Raw genomic sequence first — 17,886 nt, forward strand, 5'->3', positions numbered from 1 at the left:
CAGGAAAATCCGGCTGGCTTCAAAAAGCAAAAACCAGCCGTGCGATAAAACGGGTTATCGGGGAGCCGTGACCACGACGTACTGGACTTGCGTCCCGTAGTACTGCGGCTGATACCAGTTCGGTCCGCAATGCTGATACGCGAGCCCGTTGACGATCACGCTGGAGCAGCTCGGCGGCAGCGTGGCCACCGTTGCGCCGACGACGACCGCCGTTGTCACGCCCACCGCCACGCCGACGGCGACCGGGTCGACATACCAGCCGTCGTGGTAATGATCATCATCGTGATGGTGGTGGTCATCGTCGTGGTGATCGTCGTCGTGGTGATCGTCGTCGTGATGATGGTCGTCGTGATGATCGTCGTCGTGATGATGGTCGTCGTCATGGTGGCCGTCGTCGTGGTGGCCGTCGTTGCCGCCATTGTTGTGACCGCCACCGTTATTGTGGTCACCTCCGCCGCCGTTGTTGTGGCCGCCGCCACCACTGTTGCCACCGCCGTTGTTATGGCTACCGCCACCACCGCCGCTGTGGCTGTCACCCAGGCCATGTCCCGCGCCGCCCGGATGTCCGCCCTGGGACATGCCGCCTTGTGGCATCCCGCCCCGTGGCGCGCCGCCGCCATGAAACCCGCCGCCGCCATTGAAACCGCCCGGCGGCGCATGAATGCTCGTGCGCGCGCCGCCACGGAAGCCGAAGGCGTGAACGCTCATCGATGTCGCGAGGAAAACGCCGGCAATGCCGGCAACCGCAATTTGTCTGGTGCGAAACATCATTCACTCCCCTCAAACGGCGTGCGTACAGCAGGCTTGAGTTCAATAGCCTTCGCGTTTGCCGCCGGCCGGAAAGTAAAGGTCGATGCCGGGAATTCCGGGTTGATCTTCCAGTGATAAGTCACGACGTGCCGGGGATGCGCACTCTGCGATGTATCGACGATCGCCATGCGGCACGGCAACGGCCGCGAGCCGCTCTGAATCCAGATCTCCCAGTCGGCGCCGCTTTGCTGGTACGCGTAGTGATTGCACCAGCGTGTATCGACCCGTTCCAGCCCGATGAACAACGCCGAGTTCAGCGTGGCGTCATCGACCTTGCCGTCGCCCCAGTAGAACAAGTCGGCGAGCGGGGTATCGATGTTGTAGGTCGACGCCAGTTCGCGCACGAGTTCATCGTTCGATGGAGGCGCGGGGTTGGTCGAGTAATAGCCATTGGAGGTATCGAAGATCGTGAAATGGCGGCCGTCGTAGACAAGGCCTTTCGTTCCTCGGCTTCCCGTGATGTCCGCCCTCATGCGGTTCGGGCGCTGCACCTTGACGTCGGTTTCATGAAGAAATGCGACGGTCTGGCCGCTGTCGAGCACGGCATCGGTTGCGGTCGATGCCGAAACTTCGAAGCGGCTCAGCGAGCGCAGATATTGCGACATCGCGCCCAATGCATCGAGCGCTTTTGGCTGACGCTCGGGCTGCACGGTCGTTGCCGTGCCGCTGGCCGGCTCCGGACTGGATTGCGCGATCGCGTTTGTCACGCTCATGCCGCACGTAATGCACGCAACGGCAAGCGCAACGCGCGCGGGGTGAAACTTGCGGCTTGGCACATCGTCCTCCTTACTGGAAAGTAGCGCTGACGGAGAGCTCGACGGCGTTTCCCTTCGGCCGGTTGAGCACTTCGAATTCATTGACCCATCTGAGCGAAGCCGATACCGGCGTGCCGCTCACTTTTCCCGCATACGTGACAATCGGGCCGATGCCAATCGCATGTCCGTTCCCGCCGGCGGTGAGATCGGCGGCACCGCCGTTGTCGCTGCCAATCTGCTGGATCCATCCGCCGACCACGCCCACGCCCCAACCGCTTGTAAAGCGCTTGAGCGCAAGCAGGTCGAGCACGCTGAGCGGCGCGTTGTGGTAGTGGGTCTTGTCGTTGGGCGTGTAGAAGTTGACGCCGTAATTCGCCGAGAGCTCGATGTTGTGCTCCGGCAAAAGCTTCGTATAAGCCACGGTTGGAATGAACGTCCAGGTGTTCTGTCCGGCGTTGGCGAGCCGGCTGGTGCTATAGGCTCCGGTGGGCGCGTACATCTGGACGCTCAACGCAACATGGTCGGTCTTCGTCAGGTGATAGCCCGCCACGACCGGCGTGAACAGGATGTCGGCGAATTGCGTGGCTTTGTCGTTGGGCAAGCGGCCATTGAACGACGACGCCGACGTCCACTGGAACGGCACGCCGAACTGCGTGGCGAAGTTCCATCCGCCAAGCGTCACTCCCCACGTCTTCACCGCATTGATCATGTTGTACGAGACGTGATAGTTCAGGCCTGCGGTCACGGTTCCGGCAACCGGGATGGTCCTGCTTTTGCCGAGCGAACCCTCGTAATAAATCGACGTAATGGAAAAGATCCAGTCCGAGGTGGGCGGCACAATGCCCGCATAAGGCATGACCTGCAAAGCAGTGAGCGGCCGGCCGATGCCTCCTTCGGTCGCCCTGCCTGCCACGGGAATACATAAGCTTATGGTTGCGCACACGACTGCAGTAATGTCCTTGCGCAGGCTGCTGCGTTCGCGTGCCTGCCTGATCGACGTCTCCATACCGCCTCCTCGATGATGGGTTGTCGTGCTCGCCTGATTGCATCTCCCTGCATCTGTCTGCATCTCCCGGGACTACTGAACCGTGTAGCCACGCCCCTGCATGCATGCCGAATAGGCACGCCAGTAAGTGTTCATTTCCGCTTGCTCATTGGCCTGTGCGTTCTGCGCTTGCGCCGCATGCTGACGGCGGCTGCGTACGCCTCCTGCCACCGCGCCTGCGGTCGCGCCGACTGCGGCGCCGTGGCCGGCATCGTTGTGATTCACGTCGCCTACAAGCGCGCCAGCCGCCGCGCCTCGCGCAGCGCCGCGTGCGCGTTCCCCGGTCGGTCCTTGCGGCGGTGGCGGCGCTCCCGCGACCACGGCTGGATCGATACCGGTGTTCTGCTTTGCCCACGCGTAGCACGCGCCGTCGTCCTGCGACTGCTTGGTGGCGCTTTGCCCGTGCGCCGGATAGACGGCCGGTTTCTGGGCGAGCGCCGTATGACTGGCCACGGCAAGCGCGGCAACTGCTGCTAGATAAGATGCTTTCATGACAACCTCAAAAAATCGACGAGTGCAAATGAAGCTCCAAGCCTTCCCAGACGCAACGAGCATCACAATGTTTCGGATTCCTACTTTCCAAATGTCATGTTCAGCCCGGCAAAGAGGGTGAATTGCGGAACGCCGCGCCCCGAGTGCGCGACCGAATATTGCGGTTCGATAAACGCGTTATAGATCGTCGTACCCGACTTCCACGCCTTGCCGCCGCCCAGGCCCACCGGGATGTAATACGTGCCGTGCTGAAGGTCGAACGTCCAGGTGCCGGTCGAGCGCACGTACCATCCGCCCGGCAAGTTGAAGATGCCGAAGGGCTGGGCGGTCAGCGATTGCACCGTCGGCCGGCTGTCCTGCCCCGCAAAAGAGTGCTGCCACTGCACGAGCGCGCCGAGCAAACGCGCCTTGGTCGCACTGACCGCGACCGCAGCAAGACCGGCCTGCCATTTGCCGCTGCCAAGGCTCGGGTCCGTCGCGGTCGGCATGGTGAGCAACGGTCCAATACCCACCTGGATACCTTCCTGCGAGAGCAGAAAAATGTCGAAAAGATTGATATCGCCCAGGCCGGTGTTGTAGCCGCCCGTGGGATCCGGCCGGGTACTGATGGGCAGTGTCGCGCGGAATATCTGCGGCACGCCGATCAAACCGTTGGGCCCAATGGGAATAGTCGGCCGCAGAAGGAAATCGTTTGTATGCGCACTCCCGCCAAATACGCTCGGCGTGTAGTAATTTTGAATATTTAATGACGCAGCCAAATTCAGCGGGTTATTGCTTTTATTGGCCTCATCTGCCGCGCTCTGTGCAAGTGCTTGTCGCGAAAATATCGCAATGATTAAGCTGGCACAGAATAATCGGACAAATTGCGTCGCAAGAATTCGCATGGATTTTCTCGGTGTTTCGGTTTTTCAAACGCGCAGTTCTGCCGTAGCGTTATTGGAGAACGCTTGCGATGTTGCCGCACGAATAAGCCCCTCCGGCTCTAAAGAGGGATAGAAATGTTTCGATAAATCTTTGCCGCCCGGCAATGGGCGGCACGTTGATTTCAGGCGATGCGCCTGATGCGGGCAGTGGCCATGGTGAATCCTCTCAGAGCCAAGACAGACGTGAATGTGTCCAGCGGTTTCGGGCCTTAAGCGGCGCGTTATGTGCCTTACATTTGTAGCGGATGCTAGCAAACGTTTTCTGGTTTGCCAAACTTATTTTGTAACGATTCAAAGGTCAAATTCAAACGATCAATGCGTTTCATAAACGTTAGCAAACATCTGAGACAACCTTTACCTGTATCGCGCGATAGACAATTTCCGACCATAGATCAAGCAAAAAAAATTCAGCGAGATCACCCCAAATCGGCAAAAAACGGATATTGGTTCAAACAGTGACTTCCATTGGATCGTATTCAATGGTTGAGGAAAAGCTTATTAATTATTTTCTGAATTATTAAATCAAGAGGCGTCCCTCGCGTTGATTTTGTTTTAAATCGAAACGAATGGCTGGACTGTTTCGGTACGAGATCCGGACGCTGCGGCAAACCGGGACGGCAAACGAGCGGCGACGGACTGCCGTGCATTCCTGAAGACAAGGACAAGTGCACAGATGCTTTCTCAGCCCGAAAACCTGCCTAGCGTCATGCGCCGGATGACAGCGGGGCAAATGCTGCTCGACGGCGCCTCGGTTGACCAGGTGGCCGAAGAGCTGCACCTGTCGCTCGCGACGGTCAGGCGCTACAAGGCGCTCGTCGACGCAGGCGGCCTAGACGCATTGCGGCAACTGGGCGTGGGCGGCCGAACCTCGGTGCTCGATCAGCGCGCGCTCGAATGGATATCGGCGGCGTTGCAGGGTTCGGCCCGGACGCACGGTTTCGACAGCGACGCGTGGACCAACGCGCGGCTGCGCTCGATCATCGAAACGCAGTTCGGCGTGCGTTATTCGCGCGTCTATGTCTGGCAAATCGCCACCAATCTCGGCCTCGGTCACCTGTTGTCGAAGTCCCGCCGGTAAGCAACACAACCCTTTCCACTCTGCATAGGAATTGCACATGACCCGTCACCGCGCTTCATCGAAACTCAGCATGCATGTTGTACGAACTGTCATCGTTATATCGGCGCTGGTCGCGGCGCCTGTCATGGCGCAAACGGCGGCATCGAGCGTGGGGCCGGACGGCGTCGGCGCGGCGGCAACCGCGGAGACAAAAGCGCAGGTCGTGGGTATCGATACCGCGTCGAACAGCGTCGCGCTGCAAGGCGAAAGCGGCAAGATCGTGAACGTCGCGGTCAATCCGGATGTCGCCGATGTCGGCAAGCTAAAGCTCGGCGACACGGTCAACATTCGCTACGAAAACGCGTTGCTCGTGCGCGCAACGAAGGTGAAATCAAACGGCATTCGCGAACGAATCGATGAAACCGCCGCCGTTCCCGAAGCCAACGGATCGACCGCAACGGCCCGGCGCGTGCAGGTGATCGCCACGGTCCAGAAGGTCGATCAGAAGCACCGGACCATTACCATTCGCGGTCCGTACAAAACGGACACGCTGCACGTGGGTCCCGATGTATCGCTGAAAGACATCAAGACGGGCGACAGCGTGCGCGCGGAATTTGTCGAAGCGACTGCCGTACTCGTGACACGTGACGGTGCTCCAATCAAATAAACGGCCAGCGGGCGTTAATAGAGGGGCTTCCATGGCGGGTGAAAGCAAGACGGCGTCGCGCGTTGCCGAGGGCAAGGCGTATCGGGAAAACATGGCCCGCTCCGCGCATGCGAAGCTCGGCAAGATCGATCGCGACCCTGTCGAATTGCTTGAACGAAGCAGCGAAGGCCGCGTGAACCGTCTTGTTCCACTTCGATACGGCCGCATGATGGCGTCGCCATTTTCGTTCTTCAGGGGCAGCGCGATCCTGCAGGCAAACGACCTTGCCCAGACCGCCAACACGGGCCTGGTCATGCCCATTTGCGGCGACGCGCATCTGATGAACTTCGGCGGTTTCGCCACGCCCGAGCGCCAGCTCATCTTCGATCTGAACGATTTCGATGAAGTCGCCCTCGGCCCATGGGAATGGGACCTGAAGCGCCTCGCCGCGAGCTTCATGGTCGCGGCACGCCACATGCGCCTGAGCCGCCTGACCGCCGAGAAACTGGTGGAAACGGTGGTCTCGCAATATCAGACCCGAATGCGTGAATACGCGGATTTCAGCGCGCTCGAGCTCTGGTACGAGCGCATCACGTTCGACCGGATGCTGGAGACGGCCGTCAGCCCGGAACGCAGGCGCCTCTTGCGCAAGGGCATGGAAAAAGCTGCTAGCCGCACGCACGACAGCATGCTCGAGAAAGTCGCGCAATCCGACGGCGACAACTGGACGCTGCGCGACATGCCGCCGGGCATGTTCCATATCCACGGCACGAACACCTTGTTCGATGCAGACGACGACTGGGTCGCACTCGGCAGCTGGCAAGCGGTGATCAAGGGCATGTTTCCGCAATACCTGAAGACGCTCACACACGATCGCCGCGCCTTGCTGCGTCACTTCACCGCGCAGGACCTGGCGTTCAAGGTAGTAGGCGTGGGCAGTGTCGGAACCCGTTGCCTCGTGCTGCTGATGATGGACGAACTCGGCAAGCCGATGTTCCTGCAGATCAAGGAAGCACGCCGCTCGGTCATCGAACAGCATTTTGAAGCCGAGACGCTGGAACACGCCGGCGAACGAGTGGTGCGCGGCCAACGCGTGACGCAGGCCGCCAGCGATATCTTCCTCGGCTGGGGTACGGGACCCTCCGGACGTCACTTCTATTTTCGTCAGCTGCGTGACATGAAGCTGTCGGCGAACATCGAATTGTTCGATGTCGATGTACTCGAAGGCTACGCGCGTCTATGCGGCTGGATTCTCGCGCGCGCTCACGCGAAAGCGAGCGGCAAGGCAATCGAGATCAGTGCCTATCTCGGACAAGGCAGCCAGATGGCCGAAGCGCTGGTTGCGTATTCGAAGGACTACGCGGACCAGGTCGAACGCGACTTCGATCTGTTCACCCAGGCTTGCAGAAGCGGCCGCCTGCTCGCCCGCACCGACGAAGATATGGCCGCGGACTTTCACGTTTGAAAGACACATCGATAGGGTCGATTTTTAAAATCCCTGACCTACACTAATTGCGTGGCCGGTATTGCGCATTCACGCGTCGCGTCACTCAGCAGACAAATAGTCAGGATCACTAAAACCATTTACAGCAGTCTCGACGATTCATATCGCAACCCGTTAGACCTAATGGATGGCACATCATGCGATTACAACAGCGTCTCATTGCGGAATTGTTTGGCACGTTTTGGCTAGTAATTGGCGGATGCGGAAGTGCAGTCCTCGCCGCCAAGTTTCCAGGTGCGGGAATTGGTTTCGTGGGGGTATCGCTGGCATTCGGATTAACCGTCCTGACCATGGCTTATGCGCTCGGCCATATATCGGGCGCGCATTTAAATCCGGCGGTCAGCGTCGGCCTGGCCGTCGCCGGCCGCTTTCCGGCGAAAGAACTCGCGCCATACATTGTCGTGCAGGTGGCCGGCGCAACGCTCGGCGCGTTCGTGCTGTACCTGATTGCATCGGGCGTACCCGGGTTCGATGCCGCCGCCAGCGGCTTCGCCAGCAACGGCTACGGGGCGCGCTCGCCCGGCGGCTATTCGATGACCGCGGCCCTCGTGTGCGAAGTCGTGATGACGTTCTTCTTCGTGCTGGTCATTCTCGGAACAACCGATGGACGCGCCATCTCCGGGTTCGCGCCGCTTGCCATCGGCCTGTGCCTGACGCTGATCCACCTGATATCGATACCGGTGACGAACACGTCGGTCAACCCGGCACGCTCGACCGGGCCCGCGCTGTTCGCGGGCGGTGCGGCGCTAGGCCAGCTCTGGCTCTTCTGGGTCGCGCCGATCATCGGGGCGTTTATAGCGGGGGCGCTGTATCCGCGGCTCTTCCCGGAAAAGGTCACGGCGATTGCGCCTGCGCCGCTCGCCATCGACGCCGCGCCTTGATGCGGTAGCGCTGCGCCATAAAAAATGGCCCGCCGAAGCGGGCCATTCATTCATGCGATCAAGCTAGCTGTATCGATTTGAACCGTCGAATTACAGCGGCTGGATGTTCGATGCTTGCAGACCCTTCGGGCCTTGCTTCGCTTCGTAGCTCACTTTCTGGTTTTCCTGGAGGGTCTTGAAGCCTTCCGTGCGGATTTCCGAGAAGTGTGCGAACAGGTCGTCACCGCCGCCGTCCGGCGTGATGAAGCCAAAACCCTTCGCATCGTTAAACCACTTCACAATACCTGTTGCCATTTGCTGATTTTCCTAGAAGAGACGTAATTCCGTTTGGTAGCGCCACCCGCCGTCAAACGGCAAAGCGTTGCTGCCTCCTTTTACCACGCGAAAATGTCACTCTGCAATTGGATTCTCCCCGATGTTCCCGGAAATTATGTCCAAAAAGCGCGTGTACATAGTGCGGAGACGCTTGCCGTTCATCCGAGCGGACATGCGAATAATAATTAAAACATTTGGTAAGGCAAAGAAATAAGTCTATTTTTATCAATCATTGGCCGTTCTAAGAGACCGAGACAATGAAGAAAGCAGTCGATTTGGGCATTTGCAGCGCTGTTGTTTTTTTGGGAGCACTTGGCGGGACGGCGAATGCCGCATGCACTTCAACTGCACCGCCAACCGGTACGAGCGTGGTCTGCAGCGGAACCGGCGTCGCTCCAGTGGCTGCGCTGACCGGGTCGACGGGCGTCAACGTCACTATCGATTCAACCGTGGCCGCAGCGCTCACGCGCACGGGATCGCCGGTATCGTTCAGCGTCGCGCGATCGAGCACGATCACCAGCAGCGGCGCACTTACCCTGACCGGCGGCGGCGGTTCCGGGACCAATCGTGGGGCGGTTTTGCTGGGAACGGGCGATAACAACCGGCTTACGAATGCGTCCGCAGGGAGGATCGTCACAACCGGCGCTTACAACGACGGCATGGCCGCCAACGGCAGCAGCAATTCGCTTGTGAACAACGGTTCCATCTCGACCGCCGGACCGAACGCATACGGCATGTCGGCCGCCTGGGGGCAGACAAATGTTGGTCAGGCGACCAACGCCCTGACGAACACGGGCACGGTATCGACGAGCGGCAGCAATGCGCGCGCGGCATCGATCGTGGGTGGCAGCGGGACGATCAACAACAGCGGAACGCTTTCGACTTCAGGCGCCAACAGTCCCACAGCGTATCTTCAGGGCAACAACGATTCGCTCGTCAACACCGGCACGATCACCGCGACGGGCACCGACTCTGACGCCGTGTTTTCCAATACCGCAGGCTCGAGTTTCTCGGCGACGATCGAAAACCGGGCGGGCGGTAAAATTTTCAGCCAGAGTGCGGCCGCGGTCAGAACGCTGAACGGCGCGTCCACGGTCACCAATGCCGGTCTGCTTCAATCCGGCGGTCCATTGGCAGTTGCAATGGGCAACGGCGTCAACACGCTGATCCTGCAGACGGGCTCGCAGATCATCGGCGGGGCGGATGGCGGGGGCGGCCCGGGCGCGAGCACCGTCATCCTTCAGGGAAGCGGTGAGGCATCGAATGCGTTCACGCGCTTTCAAACCTTGCGAATGGCCGGCGACGCCTGGACTTTCAGCGGCACGGGCGACTTCAACCTCGCCGAAGTGCAGACCGGCACGCTCAATCTGACTGGTTCGTTCGCGCCGGCGACCGTCGCTTTGGTCGATGCCCCCGGCACGTTGCAAGCCACCGCGCAAAACTTGCCGGTCAGTGTCACCGACAACGGCCTCGTGCGCTTCGCGCAGGACAGCGACGGCACGTACAGCGGCACGATCTCGGGCACGGGGGCGGTCGACAAGACCGGTGCGAGCACATTGACGCTGGCCCCGGTAGCGGCCGGCGGCAACACATATTCCGGCGGTACGGCGGTTCTGGGCGGCACGCTCGCCATCGGCGCCGATAACGCACTGGGCGCCGCGACCGGCGGCCTGACGCTCGACGGCGGCACGCTGCGGCTGAACAACACGCTGGATCTGGCGGCGACGCGTCCAATCGTGCTTGGCGCGGCGGGCGGGGTCATCGATACCCAAAATTTCGATACCACCATCGAGCAGAACATCTCGGGCGCGGGGTCGCTGACAAAGCTCGGCGCCGGGCAGCTTCTGCTGCAGGCGCCGACCACGTTCACGGGCGGCACCACGCTCAGCGCCGGGACGCTCGCCGTGGGCGATAGCGCGCACCCGGGCGCGGCGCTTGGCGGAGGCGGAGCGGTTTCCATCGCGGCGGGGACGAATCTGGGCGGCTACGGGAGCGTCGTCGGCGATGTCACGAACAACGGCACGATCTTCGCGGCCAATGCGCTGCCGGCGTTTGCATCGGCGGGAACGGGGGCTTTGAAGGTGCGCGGACAGCTCACGAACAACGGCCTTGCGCAGATTGCCGGGCCGGGCGTCGGCAATCAGCTCGTGGTGACAGGGAATTATGTCGGGCAGAACGCCCGGATCGCGCTCAATACCGTGGTCGGGCCGGACAACTCGGCATCGGACAAGCTGATCGTCAGCGGCGGCAGCGCGAGCGGCTCCAGCACGTTGCTGATCAACAACATTGGCGGCACGGGCGCCGCGACCACCGCCGACGGCATACAGGTGGTTCAGGCCGCAAATGGCGCGACATCGGCTGCTGGCGCGTTCTCCTTGCCGGCGTCCATCAAGGCGGGCGCTTATACCTACTACCTCGCGAAAGGCGGCGTTACGGCCGGGACGAGCGAAAGCTGGTATCTGCGAAATACGGTGGCCGCCGCTGCGCCGCCGGTTACACCACCGACAACGCCGGGGACACCGGGAACGCCGACCACGCCGACGACACCGACCACGCCGACCTCGCCAGGAACGCCGTCTGAGCCAACCGCACCGGGAACGCCCGGCACCACGCCGCCTTCAGAACCCGCACCAAGCCCCGGCCCGATAGCCGCGCCCGGCACGCCGCCGCTTCCCGCAGCGCCGGCCGCCGGCTCCGCGCCTATCCCGTTGTACCGGCCCGAAGTGGCGCTTTATGCGGCCATCCCGATGGTCGCGCGCGAACTCGGCTTCCAGCAGATCGATAACTTCCACGACCGCCAGGGCGATCAGTCCCTGCTCACCGAAACCGGCGCGTTACCCGCCGCGTGGGGCCGCGTCTGGGGCGCGCATTCCGTGCAGAGTCAGGACGGTGCGGCCAATCCGGAATTCGATGGCTCCGTTTTCGGCGCGCAAGTCGGCCACGACATCTACGCCGACTCAACCCCAAGCGGCCACAAGAACCACTACGGCCTGTTCCTCGGCTTCGCGCGCGCGACCGGCGACGTCGATGGTTTCGCGCTCGGCTTCCCGAACGTCAACGTCGGCCATTTATCGATGAACGCCTACAGCCTCGGCGGCTACTGGACGCACGTCGGCCCGACAGGCTGGTACACGGACGCCGTGCTGATGGGTTCATCGATAACCGTGGACCCGTTGTCGAATCAGGGAACCGGCGCGGGCACACACGGCACGGCGGTGACCGGCTCCGTGGAAGGCGGCTTTCCGATAGCGCTCGGCAACGCGTTTGTGGTCGAACCGCAGGCGCAGATCGTGTGGCAGAACCTGTCGCTCAACGACTTCAATGACGGCGTCTCGTCCGTGTCGTTCAACAACGGCAACACGTACATCGGGCGCCTCGGCGTGCGGCTCCAGCAGACCTTCAGCGGCGCCGGCGTGACATGGCAACCCTACGCGCGCGTGAGCGTGCTGCGCGCGTTCGGCGAGGGCGACAGCACGACATTCGCGGGAACCACGGTAATACCGGGCGGTGTCGGGCAGACATCGGGGCAAGTGAACGTGGGACTTGTCGCCCAGGTGACGCGATCGGGCAGCGCGTTCGTGACGGCGAGCTACCTCACCAATCTAGGCGGCTCGCATCAACGGACGATAGGCGGCAACGCCGGCGTCCGGTGGAAATGGTAAAACCCGCGCGCCCTATTCGCCCTATTCGCCCTACTCGCCGAGTTTCGGCGCGCTGCAATCGGGCGTGCCGTTGCTTTTGAGCAGCGGCGTGATGCCCTGTCCTTCCGCGATGAGATATCGGCAACCGGTCTCGTGATCGGTTTCCAGATGTAGATTGATGTCCTCGGTGGTCTCGCGCGTGAACCTCGAAAAGCTCGCGCGAGGAGCGGGCTTTGAAGCGGGCTTTAAGGCAGGTTTTGGATCGGCGTTCGGAACGTTCTGTGCCTGCGCCGCGAACGACGCGCCTACCGCCAGCAATACCAACAAGCTTTTCATGTGCGTTCCTCGTGACGTTATGCGCAAAAGATACGCATCCCGTTCGATGGAATACCCCGGACGAGGTTCAACTACCGGTAGTGCTCACGCAAATAGTTATCGAGGATAGTGAGGACGTCGGGCAGATTGCGTCGTCCCAGACCAATACGAACATGTGTATCGCCATGATCCAGCAACGTGCCGGGAAGCAGCAGCACGCCGGTACGTTCGAGCACTTCTGCGCAGAAGCGCTCCGCCCCGCCCTGCTTCAATTGCGGAAAAGCAACCGTCCCCGCCAATGGCCGATGCCATTCCAGTATCTCGCGATGACGCGCAAAGAACGGATCGAGCAAAGCCAGATTGCTTCGCACGATTGCCGTATTCCGCTCAATCAACGCGTCGGTGTTGCGCACCGCGATGGCCGCCAGAAACTCGCTCGGCGCGCTATTGCAGATGGTCAGGTAATCCTTGAACGTGTTCATGGCGGCAAGCACGTCGCGATCGCGGGACGCGACCCAGCCAACGCGCAAGCCCGCGAGACCATGCGACTTCGATAAAGCCCCGAGCGAGATCGCCTTCTCGTAGACATCGCACGCGGCAGGCAACCTGTGCGCGGGATCGTGTTCGAGTCCCCGATAGACCTCATCGCTGAAAAGCCATAGCCCGTGTTTGCGCGCGAAGTCGACGATTGCATCGAAGCGTTCCCGATCCGGCAAATAACCCGTCGGATTGTGCGGGGCGCAGATGAGCAAGGCCTTCGTCTCGGGACGCAGCAACTTTTCCAGTTCGTCCGGATCGAGCGACCAGCCATCGGATTCACGCGCCATCCACGGCGAAACGTTTACGCCCAGCGCCTGCGCCACCGAGTAATGCGACTGATAGCCGGGCATGTGCACGATCATATGATCGCCGGCCTTGAGCATGGTGTTCATGAACGAGAAGATCGCTTCCTGAGCGCCCGTGTGCACGATCAGTTCGTCCGTTCCTATCGATTCGTACAAGGTCGAAAGTTCGCGGCGAAGTTCGGGCGCGCCCGGGTATTCGGTGTAACCCAGCCACGTGTTGTTGAAGGCATCGGCGGAACCGGGTTCGAGCGCGAGGAGATCGGCTATCGACATGGACTCCGGGTCGGAGCTGCACATCAGGTAGCGTGCGGTGAATTCGTGAACGGCGAAGTACCGTTCGAGCGCAAATGGCGTGGGTTGCATGGCGGTCCAGGGGGAATAAGCGTGACGGGCGTTATCGATAAGCGTAGTCTGCCGCTCGTAAGCCCATAAAAGAAGCTAACTCTCCTAATGCCACTTAAGAAACGCTAATGCTCGATTACGCCCTCCTCGATGCACTCGGCGCCGTCGTGCGCCATGGTTCGTTTGATCGCGCCGCGCGCGAACTCAACGTGACGCCATCGGCGGTATCGCAACGCGTGAAGCTCTTGGAAGAGCGCGTGGGAAGCGTGCTGGTGAAGCGCGGCCAGCCGTGCATCGCTACACCGCCAGGCGCGTTGCTGTGCCGTCATATTGAACGCGTGCGGCGGCTCGAAACCGAACTCGGCAGCCAGATGCCGACGCTGCCCGGCATGCTTGCCGAAGCGTGGCCGACGTTCCGCGTAGCCGTCAACGACGACAGCGTGGGGACATGGTTTGTCGACGCGGTATCGGACTTTTGCGTCGAGCGGGAAATGCTGCTGGACCTCGTGATCGACGACCAGGATCACACCGCCCAGCAACTACGCGATGGCAGCGTGCAAGGCGCCGTAACCACGCAATCCGAAGCGGTGCAGGGTTGCCGGTCGACCAAGCTCGGGCGCATGCGATATCTGGCGGTGTGTTCGCCGGCGTTTTTTCATCGATACTTCGCGGCAGGTCTCACGCGCGACGCGCTGCGCCATGCGCCGCGCGTCGAGTTCAACTCGAAGGACCAGATGCAGCGGCGCTTCATCCGCCGCATCACGCGCGCGGATCTCGATCCGCCGCGGCATCTGATCCCGCACGTGGCGGGTTTCGTGCGCGGCTGCGCGTCCGGAATGGGCTGGGGCATGTGTCCCGAGCGCATGATCCGGCCGCTGATCGAATCGGGCGAACTCGTGCGCGTCGTGCCGGGCGCGCGCATGGACGTCGATCTTTATTGGCAAAGCTGGCGACTGTCCATCGGCTGGCTCGATGATTTCAGGACCATGCTGCAAAAGCGCGCGAAGGCATTTCTCGACTAGTTTGCGGCAATACTTCTAACCGCTTGCCCCGCTGTTATTGCTCATCTGCCGATGCACCCGCGATGCAGCGCACGTCTGCAGCGCCTCGATTGCGACGCTTGCCAGCTTGAGCGTTTCTTCGCATGCGGGAACGTCGCTCAGCACCCGGCATCCGCCCCCGCGATTGACTTTGGTCACTGCTTCGCGAGCCGTATTCAGTGCAGCTTCAGGCGAACCGTTGTCCTTTATAAAAGCAGACATATTGAACACGCTGCCCGCGCGCGATTCCACGAGCTGCGGGCAAGCGTCATCCGCGAGAACATCGGCTGAGAAGAACGTGGCGGAAAGTATTGCCGCCGGAATCAAACGGCCGTGCTTGGTATGGAACGGGGCTTTCATCGGCGGCACCTCGTGATGGCGTCATGCGGCTACGGCCGGATCACGCTCGCGGATGGAATCGAAGGAAACAAAAGCCCACTCCTGGAAACAAGCATTGCGCCCAAGCGGGAAACTTGCTTGCGGCGCGAAAGCCGATGAGCTTCAAACCGTAAGTTACTCGTTCAAAAATGTTGCCAATAAAAAAGTGGGCAAGGGTATGCCGAACGATTTCGTTTTGGGCACATCACTTGCTGTGTCCCTCGATTCGACAAAATGCACGAGGGCAAAACATGGCATCGACGATTTCCGCACCGGCAAAATTCCGATCAGTACTCGCAGAGCGAGAAATCGACCATCTGGAAAAAATGCTGCGTTTGTCGCGCGCGCAAGGGCCCGTTCCGCATTTGAACGGTGCGTATTGGACGGCCCGACTTACCTTCGTGCAGGAACATTTCGATCTAGTCGCCGAGCAGGCAAAGCGCGTCAAGGTGCTGCTTTGCGTGTCGGCGACCAACGACGCGGCTCACTCGAAGATCGGCGGCGGAATGCCTTCGTGGATAGCTTGATCCATCATTTGCCGCCTGCCTGAGCGGCCTGCGAAACAAGACGTCGCGCAGATACGCTCGACGCATCCACGCCTGAAGCCTGCCCGGCATTCAATACTACACATTGCCAGTCGCCCGCTGCACGGCATTGCCGCGCGCGACTCAAAAGGCCATCGCGCAAATGCTCCTGCGTTTCCAGCTGCGCACGCATTTGTTGCAACGGACCATTTGCATCGCCCGTATCCGGCATGGCAGCCAGACGCCGATGCGCCACAAACAGGTTCCGGCTTTGCATCGCACGATAAAACTCGGCGGCGCCGGGAATCGTCGATGCGGCTACGGGCGGTTGAACCGGAGCGGCGCTTGGGGCAGGCGCTGGCGTTGGCGTTGGCGTTGGCGTTGGCGTTGGGACCGAGCTTGGGCTTGCCGCCTGATTCCGAACGACCGCTCCGCTCGCAAACGTATGAGAAGAAACGGGTTGCGGTTTCAAATCCATGTCGGAAGAATGCGAGCCGCTCAAAGCCCACACTATCAACACGCCGCCGGCAATCAACCCTATCCATAAGAAACGCTCCGCGCGTCTCCTGCGCGCCTGATAAAACTTGAGCGCACCTTCGGCAAGCCCCGGATATGCGCCTTTCGAACGCTGGGGTCGCCTGATGCCATTTGTCTGAAATGCAGCGGCAGCAAAACTCGCAATACGACGCAGGAAATTCGGCGTGTGACCGCACCGCCCGCATCTGTAAGTACCTGCAGGAAAGTCATTTCCGCACTCGTCGCATGTCGTCCACGCTGCGTGACCGATAGACTCCAGCATGCGCATAAAAGTCTCCATGGTTAAGTGGGTACCGGTGAAATCACAGGGCTTGGGCCGGGTCGCCGTTCTCGTGCATTTCCTCGCTCGAGGCGCGTGTGGGCATGCCCAAATCCTGCATCAGCCGATGTAAGTGAACCCTGGAAATTCCAAGGCCTCGGGCCGCATCTACGATACGGCCCTTATGTATGAAGAGCGCCATTTCTATCGCACGCCGATCCGCGGCCGCGCGGGCCTCACGGAGCGAATCTGGTGCATTCGCGGCGTGCTCGGATAGTTCGAGATCCTCAGCAGTGATGTATTTTCCCTCGGATAAAATTATTGCGCGACGCACGCGATTAATAAGTTCGCGCACGTTGCCGGGCCAGCCGTAGTTATGCAACGCGGCAATGGCATCCGGCGCAAAACCATGAATGCGGCGTGCGCGCTCGTCCTTGAAACGTTCGAGCGCGTAGAACGCCAGCTCGGTAATATCTTTCCCGCGAACCCGAAGCGGCGGCTCCCTGATTTCCAGTACGCAAAGGCGGAAAAACAGGTCGGCCCGGAAGCGTCCTTCGTCTACAGCGGCCTGCATATCGACATGCGTCGCCGTTATCACGCGCACATCCACGTCTATGCTTTCAATACCGCCCAGTCGTTCAATTTTCCGTTCCTGGATAAAGCGCAATAAAGCGGCCTGACTCTCCGATGGCAGGTCGCCAATTTCATCGAGGAACAATGTTCCGCCACTGGCCTCCTCCACGCGCCCGGTCTTGCGTTGCGTGGCGCCGGTAAACGCGCCGCGCTCGTAACCAAACAATTCCGAATGCAAAAGCTCATGCGGAACCGCGCCGCAGTTCACCGCAATAAACGGCATGTCGCGCCGCGCCGACCGCGCGTGAATCATTTGCGCGGTCAATTCTTTTCCGGTCCCCGATTCGCCTGATATGAAAACGGTGGCATCCGTCGAAGCCACTTTCCCAATCGCGCGATGAAGCGTCCGCATTACTTCCGACGACCCGATCATGCTGCTCGCCAGGACGTCGTCTACGGGCATTGCGTCTTCGTCGAAACGCAACGCCTCCATGCCGACCGCCTGCGACAACACGTTCAGGATGCGCTCATGCGGCGTGGGCACCGTGACGAAGTCGAAGCAATGCGTGGCGATGGCATCGCGCACTTCCTGCAGGTCCCGCGATTCACGCGATACCAGCGCAACCCACGCCAACAGCGCTGAGCGCGAAAGCTGTTCGACCCGTTCAATATGCACTTTGTTGACACCGGCCGTGAGATCGAGCAGGGCAGGCATGGGTGTGTCGGGTAAGTCGGTTGAAGCGTTTGCGCTGATTGCGTGCACCACTTTCCAGCCGGCATCGCTGAGATTTTTTAGAAGTTTTTCGTCAGGCTTGTCGCCTATATAAACAAGCGTCCGATGCACGCGGTCCATGGTTGTAAGAGATTCTCTGGTAAGCCTTTCTTTACGCCTGAATGGAACAGCTTGGCCAGTCGCGACGGACGCAACTTTCCGGGTGACCCATCCTATCGATGCAAACTCGCGTCAGGTGAAACGAAAAGTTAGTTTGCGTATCCATGAATGA

At 60.6% G+C, this 17,886-nt stretch carries 18 protein-coding genes; 7 read left to right on the forward strand and 11 right to left on the reverse strand.

What is annotated here, in order from left to right; genetic code table 11:
- Positions 1-54: 54 nt before the first annotated feature.
- The 5 genes from HB633_RS26610 to HB633_RS26630 form a co-directional block, all read right to left on the reverse strand.
- Complete coding sequence (locus HB633_RS26610) at positions 55-768, reverse strand: hypothetical protein (protein ID WP_213781153.1); 714 nt, start codon at positions 766-768, stop codon at positions 55-57.
- Complete coding sequence (locus HB633_RS26615; protein WP_213781154.1) at positions 768-1,586, reverse strand: DUF2092 domain-containing protein; 819 nt, start codon at positions 1,584-1,586, stop codon at positions 768-770. The genes HB633_RS26610 and HB633_RS26615 overlap by 1 nt, the downstream gene beginning before the upstream one ends.
- A 10-nt stretch (positions 1,587-1,596) precedes the next feature.
- A complete protein-coding gene (locus tag HB633_RS26620) occupies positions 1,597-2,571 on the reverse strand; it encodes a transporter (RefSeq protein ID WP_255581178.1) in 975 nt (324 codons plus the stop codon).
- 72 nt (positions 2,572-2,643) lie between these two features.
- Positions 2,644-3,102 (reverse strand): glycine zipper domain-containing protein, encoded by a 459-nt coding sequence (locus HB633_RS26625; protein ID WP_213781156.1) that lies wholly within the window; start codon positions 3,100-3,102, stop codon positions 2,644-2,646.
- Between the two features lie 80 nt (positions 3,103-3,182).
- Complete coding sequence (locus HB633_RS26630) at positions 3,183-3,740, reverse strand: hypothetical protein (protein ID WP_255581180.1); 558 nt, start codon at positions 3,738-3,740, stop codon at positions 3,183-3,185.
- Between the two features lie 958 nt (positions 3,741-4,698).
- Between HB633_RS26630 and HB633_RS26635 the strand changes: the two genes are divergently transcribed.
- The 4 genes from HB633_RS26635 to aqpZ all read left to right on the forward strand — a co-directional run bounded on the left by HB633_RS26635 (position 4,699) and on the right by aqpZ (position 8,113).
- Positions 4,699-5,103 (forward strand): helix-turn-helix domain-containing protein, encoded by a 405-nt coding sequence (locus HB633_RS26635; protein ID WP_255581182.1) that lies wholly within the window; start codon positions 4,699-4,701, stop codon positions 5,101-5,103.
- 37 nt (positions 5,104-5,140) lie between these two features.
- A complete protein-coding gene (locus tag HB633_RS26640; RefSeq protein ID WP_255581183.1) occupies positions 5,141-5,749 on the forward strand; it encodes a copper-binding protein in 609 nt (202 codons plus the stop codon).
- 31 nt (positions 5,750-5,780) lie between these two features.
- On the forward strand, positions 5,781-7,193 hold the full coding sequence (locus HB633_RS26645; RefSeq protein WP_213781157.1) for a DUF2252 domain-containing protein: 1,413 nt from the start codon (positions 5,781-5,783) through the stop codon (positions 7,191-7,193).
- 176 nt (positions 7,194-7,369) lie between these two features.
- Complete coding sequence (gene aqpZ / locus HB633_RS26650) at positions 7,370-8,113, forward strand: aquaporin Z (protein ID WP_213781158.1); 744 nt, start codon at positions 7,370-7,372, stop codon at positions 8,111-8,113.
- 90 nt (positions 8,114-8,203) lie between these two features.
- On the opposite strand, the gene HB633_RS26655 is transcribed toward aqpZ, so the two are convergent.
- Positions 8,204-8,407: a cold-shock protein gene (locus HB633_RS26655; protein WP_056364527.1), complete on the reverse strand. Its 204-nt coding sequence runs from the start codon at positions 8,405-8,407 to the stop codon at positions 8,204-8,206.
- Between the two features lie 278 nt (positions 8,408-8,685).
- Here HB633_RS26655 and HB633_RS26660 point away from each other — a divergent pair, with 278 nt between their 5' ends.
- A complete protein-coding gene (locus tag HB633_RS26660; protein WP_213781159.1) occupies positions 8,686-12,090 on the forward strand; it encodes an autotransporter outer membrane beta-barrel domain-containing protein in 3,405 nt (1,134 codons plus the stop codon).
- 30 nt (positions 12,091-12,120) lie between these two features.
- Here the strand turns inward: HB633_RS26660 and HB633_RS26665 are convergent, their stop codons facing one another.
- Entirely contained in the window at positions 12,121-12,405 is a 285-nt protein-coding gene (locus tag HB633_RS26665) for a DUF6440 family protein (protein WP_213781160.1), read from the reverse strand.
- Between the two features lie 71 nt (positions 12,406-12,476).
- Positions 12,477-13,592, reverse strand: coding sequence for an aminotransferase class I/II-fold pyridoxal phosphate-dependent enzyme (locus HB633_RS26670; RefSeq protein ID WP_213781161.1), 1,116 nt, complete (start codon positions 13,590-13,592; stop codon positions 12,477-12,479).
- A gap of 107 nt (positions 13,593-13,699) precedes the next feature.
- Here HB633_RS26670 and HB633_RS26675 point away from each other — a divergent pair, with 107 nt between their 5' ends.
- Positions 13,700-14,593 (forward strand): LysR family transcriptional regulator ArgP, encoded by an 894-nt coding sequence (locus HB633_RS26675; protein ID WP_213781162.1) that lies wholly within the window; start codon positions 13,700-13,702, stop codon positions 14,591-14,593.
- Positions 14,594-14,608: 15 nt separating this feature from the next.
- On the opposite strand, the gene HB633_RS26680 is transcribed toward HB633_RS26675, so the two are convergent.
- Complete coding sequence (locus tag HB633_RS26680) at positions 14,609-14,971, reverse strand: hypothetical protein (RefSeq protein WP_218626868.1); 363 nt, start codon at positions 14,969-14,971, stop codon at positions 14,609-14,611.
- A 269-nt stretch (positions 14,972-15,240) separates the two neighbouring features.
- Here HB633_RS26680 and HB633_RS26685 point away from each other — a divergent pair, with 269 nt between their 5' ends.
- Positions 15,241-15,516, forward strand: a complete 276-nt coding sequence (locus tag HB633_RS26685; protein WP_213781163.1) for a hypothetical protein — start codon at positions 15,241-15,243, stop codon at positions 15,514-15,516.
- Between the two features lie 4 nt (positions 15,517-15,520).
- On the opposite strand, the gene HB633_RS26690 is transcribed toward HB633_RS26685, so the two are convergent.
- Together HB633_RS26690 and HB633_RS26695 are read right to left on the reverse strand one after the other, a co-directional pair.
- Positions 15,521-16,312 carry a hypothetical protein gene (locus HB633_RS26690; RefSeq protein ID WP_213781164.1) on the reverse strand — a complete coding sequence of 264 codons (792 nt, stop codon included), beginning with the start codon at positions 16,310-16,312 and terminating at the stop codon, positions 15,521-15,523.
- A gap of 40 nt (positions 16,313-16,352) precedes the next feature.
- Complete coding sequence (locus HB633_RS26695) at positions 16,353-17,735, reverse strand: sigma-54 dependent transcriptional regulator (RefSeq protein ID WP_213781165.1); 1,383 nt, start codon at positions 17,733-17,735, stop codon at positions 16,353-16,355.
- Between the last annotated feature and the right edge of the window lie 151 nt (positions 17,736-17,886).

Origin of the sequence: Caballeronia sp. dw_276 (assembly GCF_018449635.1) — a bacterium.
In the GTDB taxonomy this organism is placed as follows: Bacteria; Pseudomonadota; Gammaproteobacteria; order Burkholderiales; family Burkholderiaceae; genus Caballeronia.

What these genes read in the sequence shown, in the direction of transcription:
- HB633_RS26635 (WP_255581182.1), top strand. Translation starts at nt 4,699, where the DNA reads ATGCTTTCTCAGCCCGAAAACCTGCCTAGCGTCATGCGCCGGATGACA.
- HB633_RS26670 (WP_213781161.1), bottom strand. Translation starts at nt 13,592, where the DNA reads ATGCAACCCACGCCATTTGCGCTCGAACGGTACTTCGCCGTTCACGAA.
- HB633_RS26620 (WP_255581178.1), bottom strand. Translation starts at nt 2,571, where the DNA reads ATGGAGACGTCGATCAGGCAGGCACGCGAACGCAGCAGCCTGCGCAAG.
- HB633_RS26690 (WP_213781164.1), bottom strand. Translation starts at nt 16,312, where the DNA reads ATGCTGGAGTCTATCGGTCACGCAGCGTGGACGACATGCGACGAGTGC.
- HB633_RS26665 (WP_213781160.1), bottom strand. Translation starts at nt 12,405, where the DNA reads ATGAAAAGCTTGTTGGTATTGCTGGCGGTAGGCGCGTCGTTCGCGGCG.
- HB633_RS26675 (WP_213781162.1), top strand. Translation starts at nt 13,700, where the DNA reads ATGCTCGATTACGCCCTCCTCGATGCACTCGGCGCCGTCGTGCGCCAT.
- HB633_RS26685 (WP_213781163.1), top strand. Translation starts at nt 15,241, where the DNA reads ATGGCATCGACGATTTCCGCACCGGCAAAATTCCGATCAGTACTCGCA.
- HB633_RS26695 (WP_213781165.1), bottom strand. Translation starts at nt 17,735, where the DNA reads ATGGACCGCGTGCATCGGACGCTTGTTTATATAGGCGACAAGCCTGAC.
- HB633_RS26640 (WP_255581183.1), top strand. Translation starts at nt 5,141, where the DNA reads ATGACCCGTCACCGCGCTTCATCGAAACTCAGCATGCATGTTGTACGA.
- HB633_RS26625 (WP_213781156.1), bottom strand. Translation starts at nt 3,102, where the DNA reads ATGAAAGCATCTTATCTAGCAGCAGTTGCCGCGCTTGCCGTGGCCAGT.
- aqpZ (WP_213781158.1), top strand. Translation starts at nt 7,370, where the DNA reads ATGCGATTACAACAGCGTCTCATTGCGGAATTGTTTGGCACGTTTTGG.
- HB633_RS26680 (WP_218626868.1), bottom strand. Translation starts at nt 14,971, where the DNA reads ATGAAAGCCCCGTTCCATACCAAGCACGGCCGTTTGATTCCGGCGGCA.
- HB633_RS26655 (WP_056364527.1), bottom strand. Translation starts at nt 8,407, where the DNA reads ATGGCAACAGGTATTGTGAAGTGGTTTAACGATGCGAAGGGTTTTGGC.
- HB633_RS26660 (WP_213781159.1), top strand. Translation starts at nt 8,686, where the DNA reads ATGAAGAAAGCAGTCGATTTGGGCATTTGCAGCGCTGTTGTTTTTTTG.
- HB633_RS26610 (WP_213781153.1), bottom strand. Translation starts at nt 768, where the DNA reads ATGTTTCGCACCAGACAAATTGCGGTTGCCGGCATTGCCGGCGTTTTC.
- HB633_RS26645 (WP_213781157.1), top strand. Translation starts at nt 5,781, where the DNA reads ATGGCGGGTGAAAGCAAGACGGCGTCGCGCGTTGCCGAGGGCAAGGCG.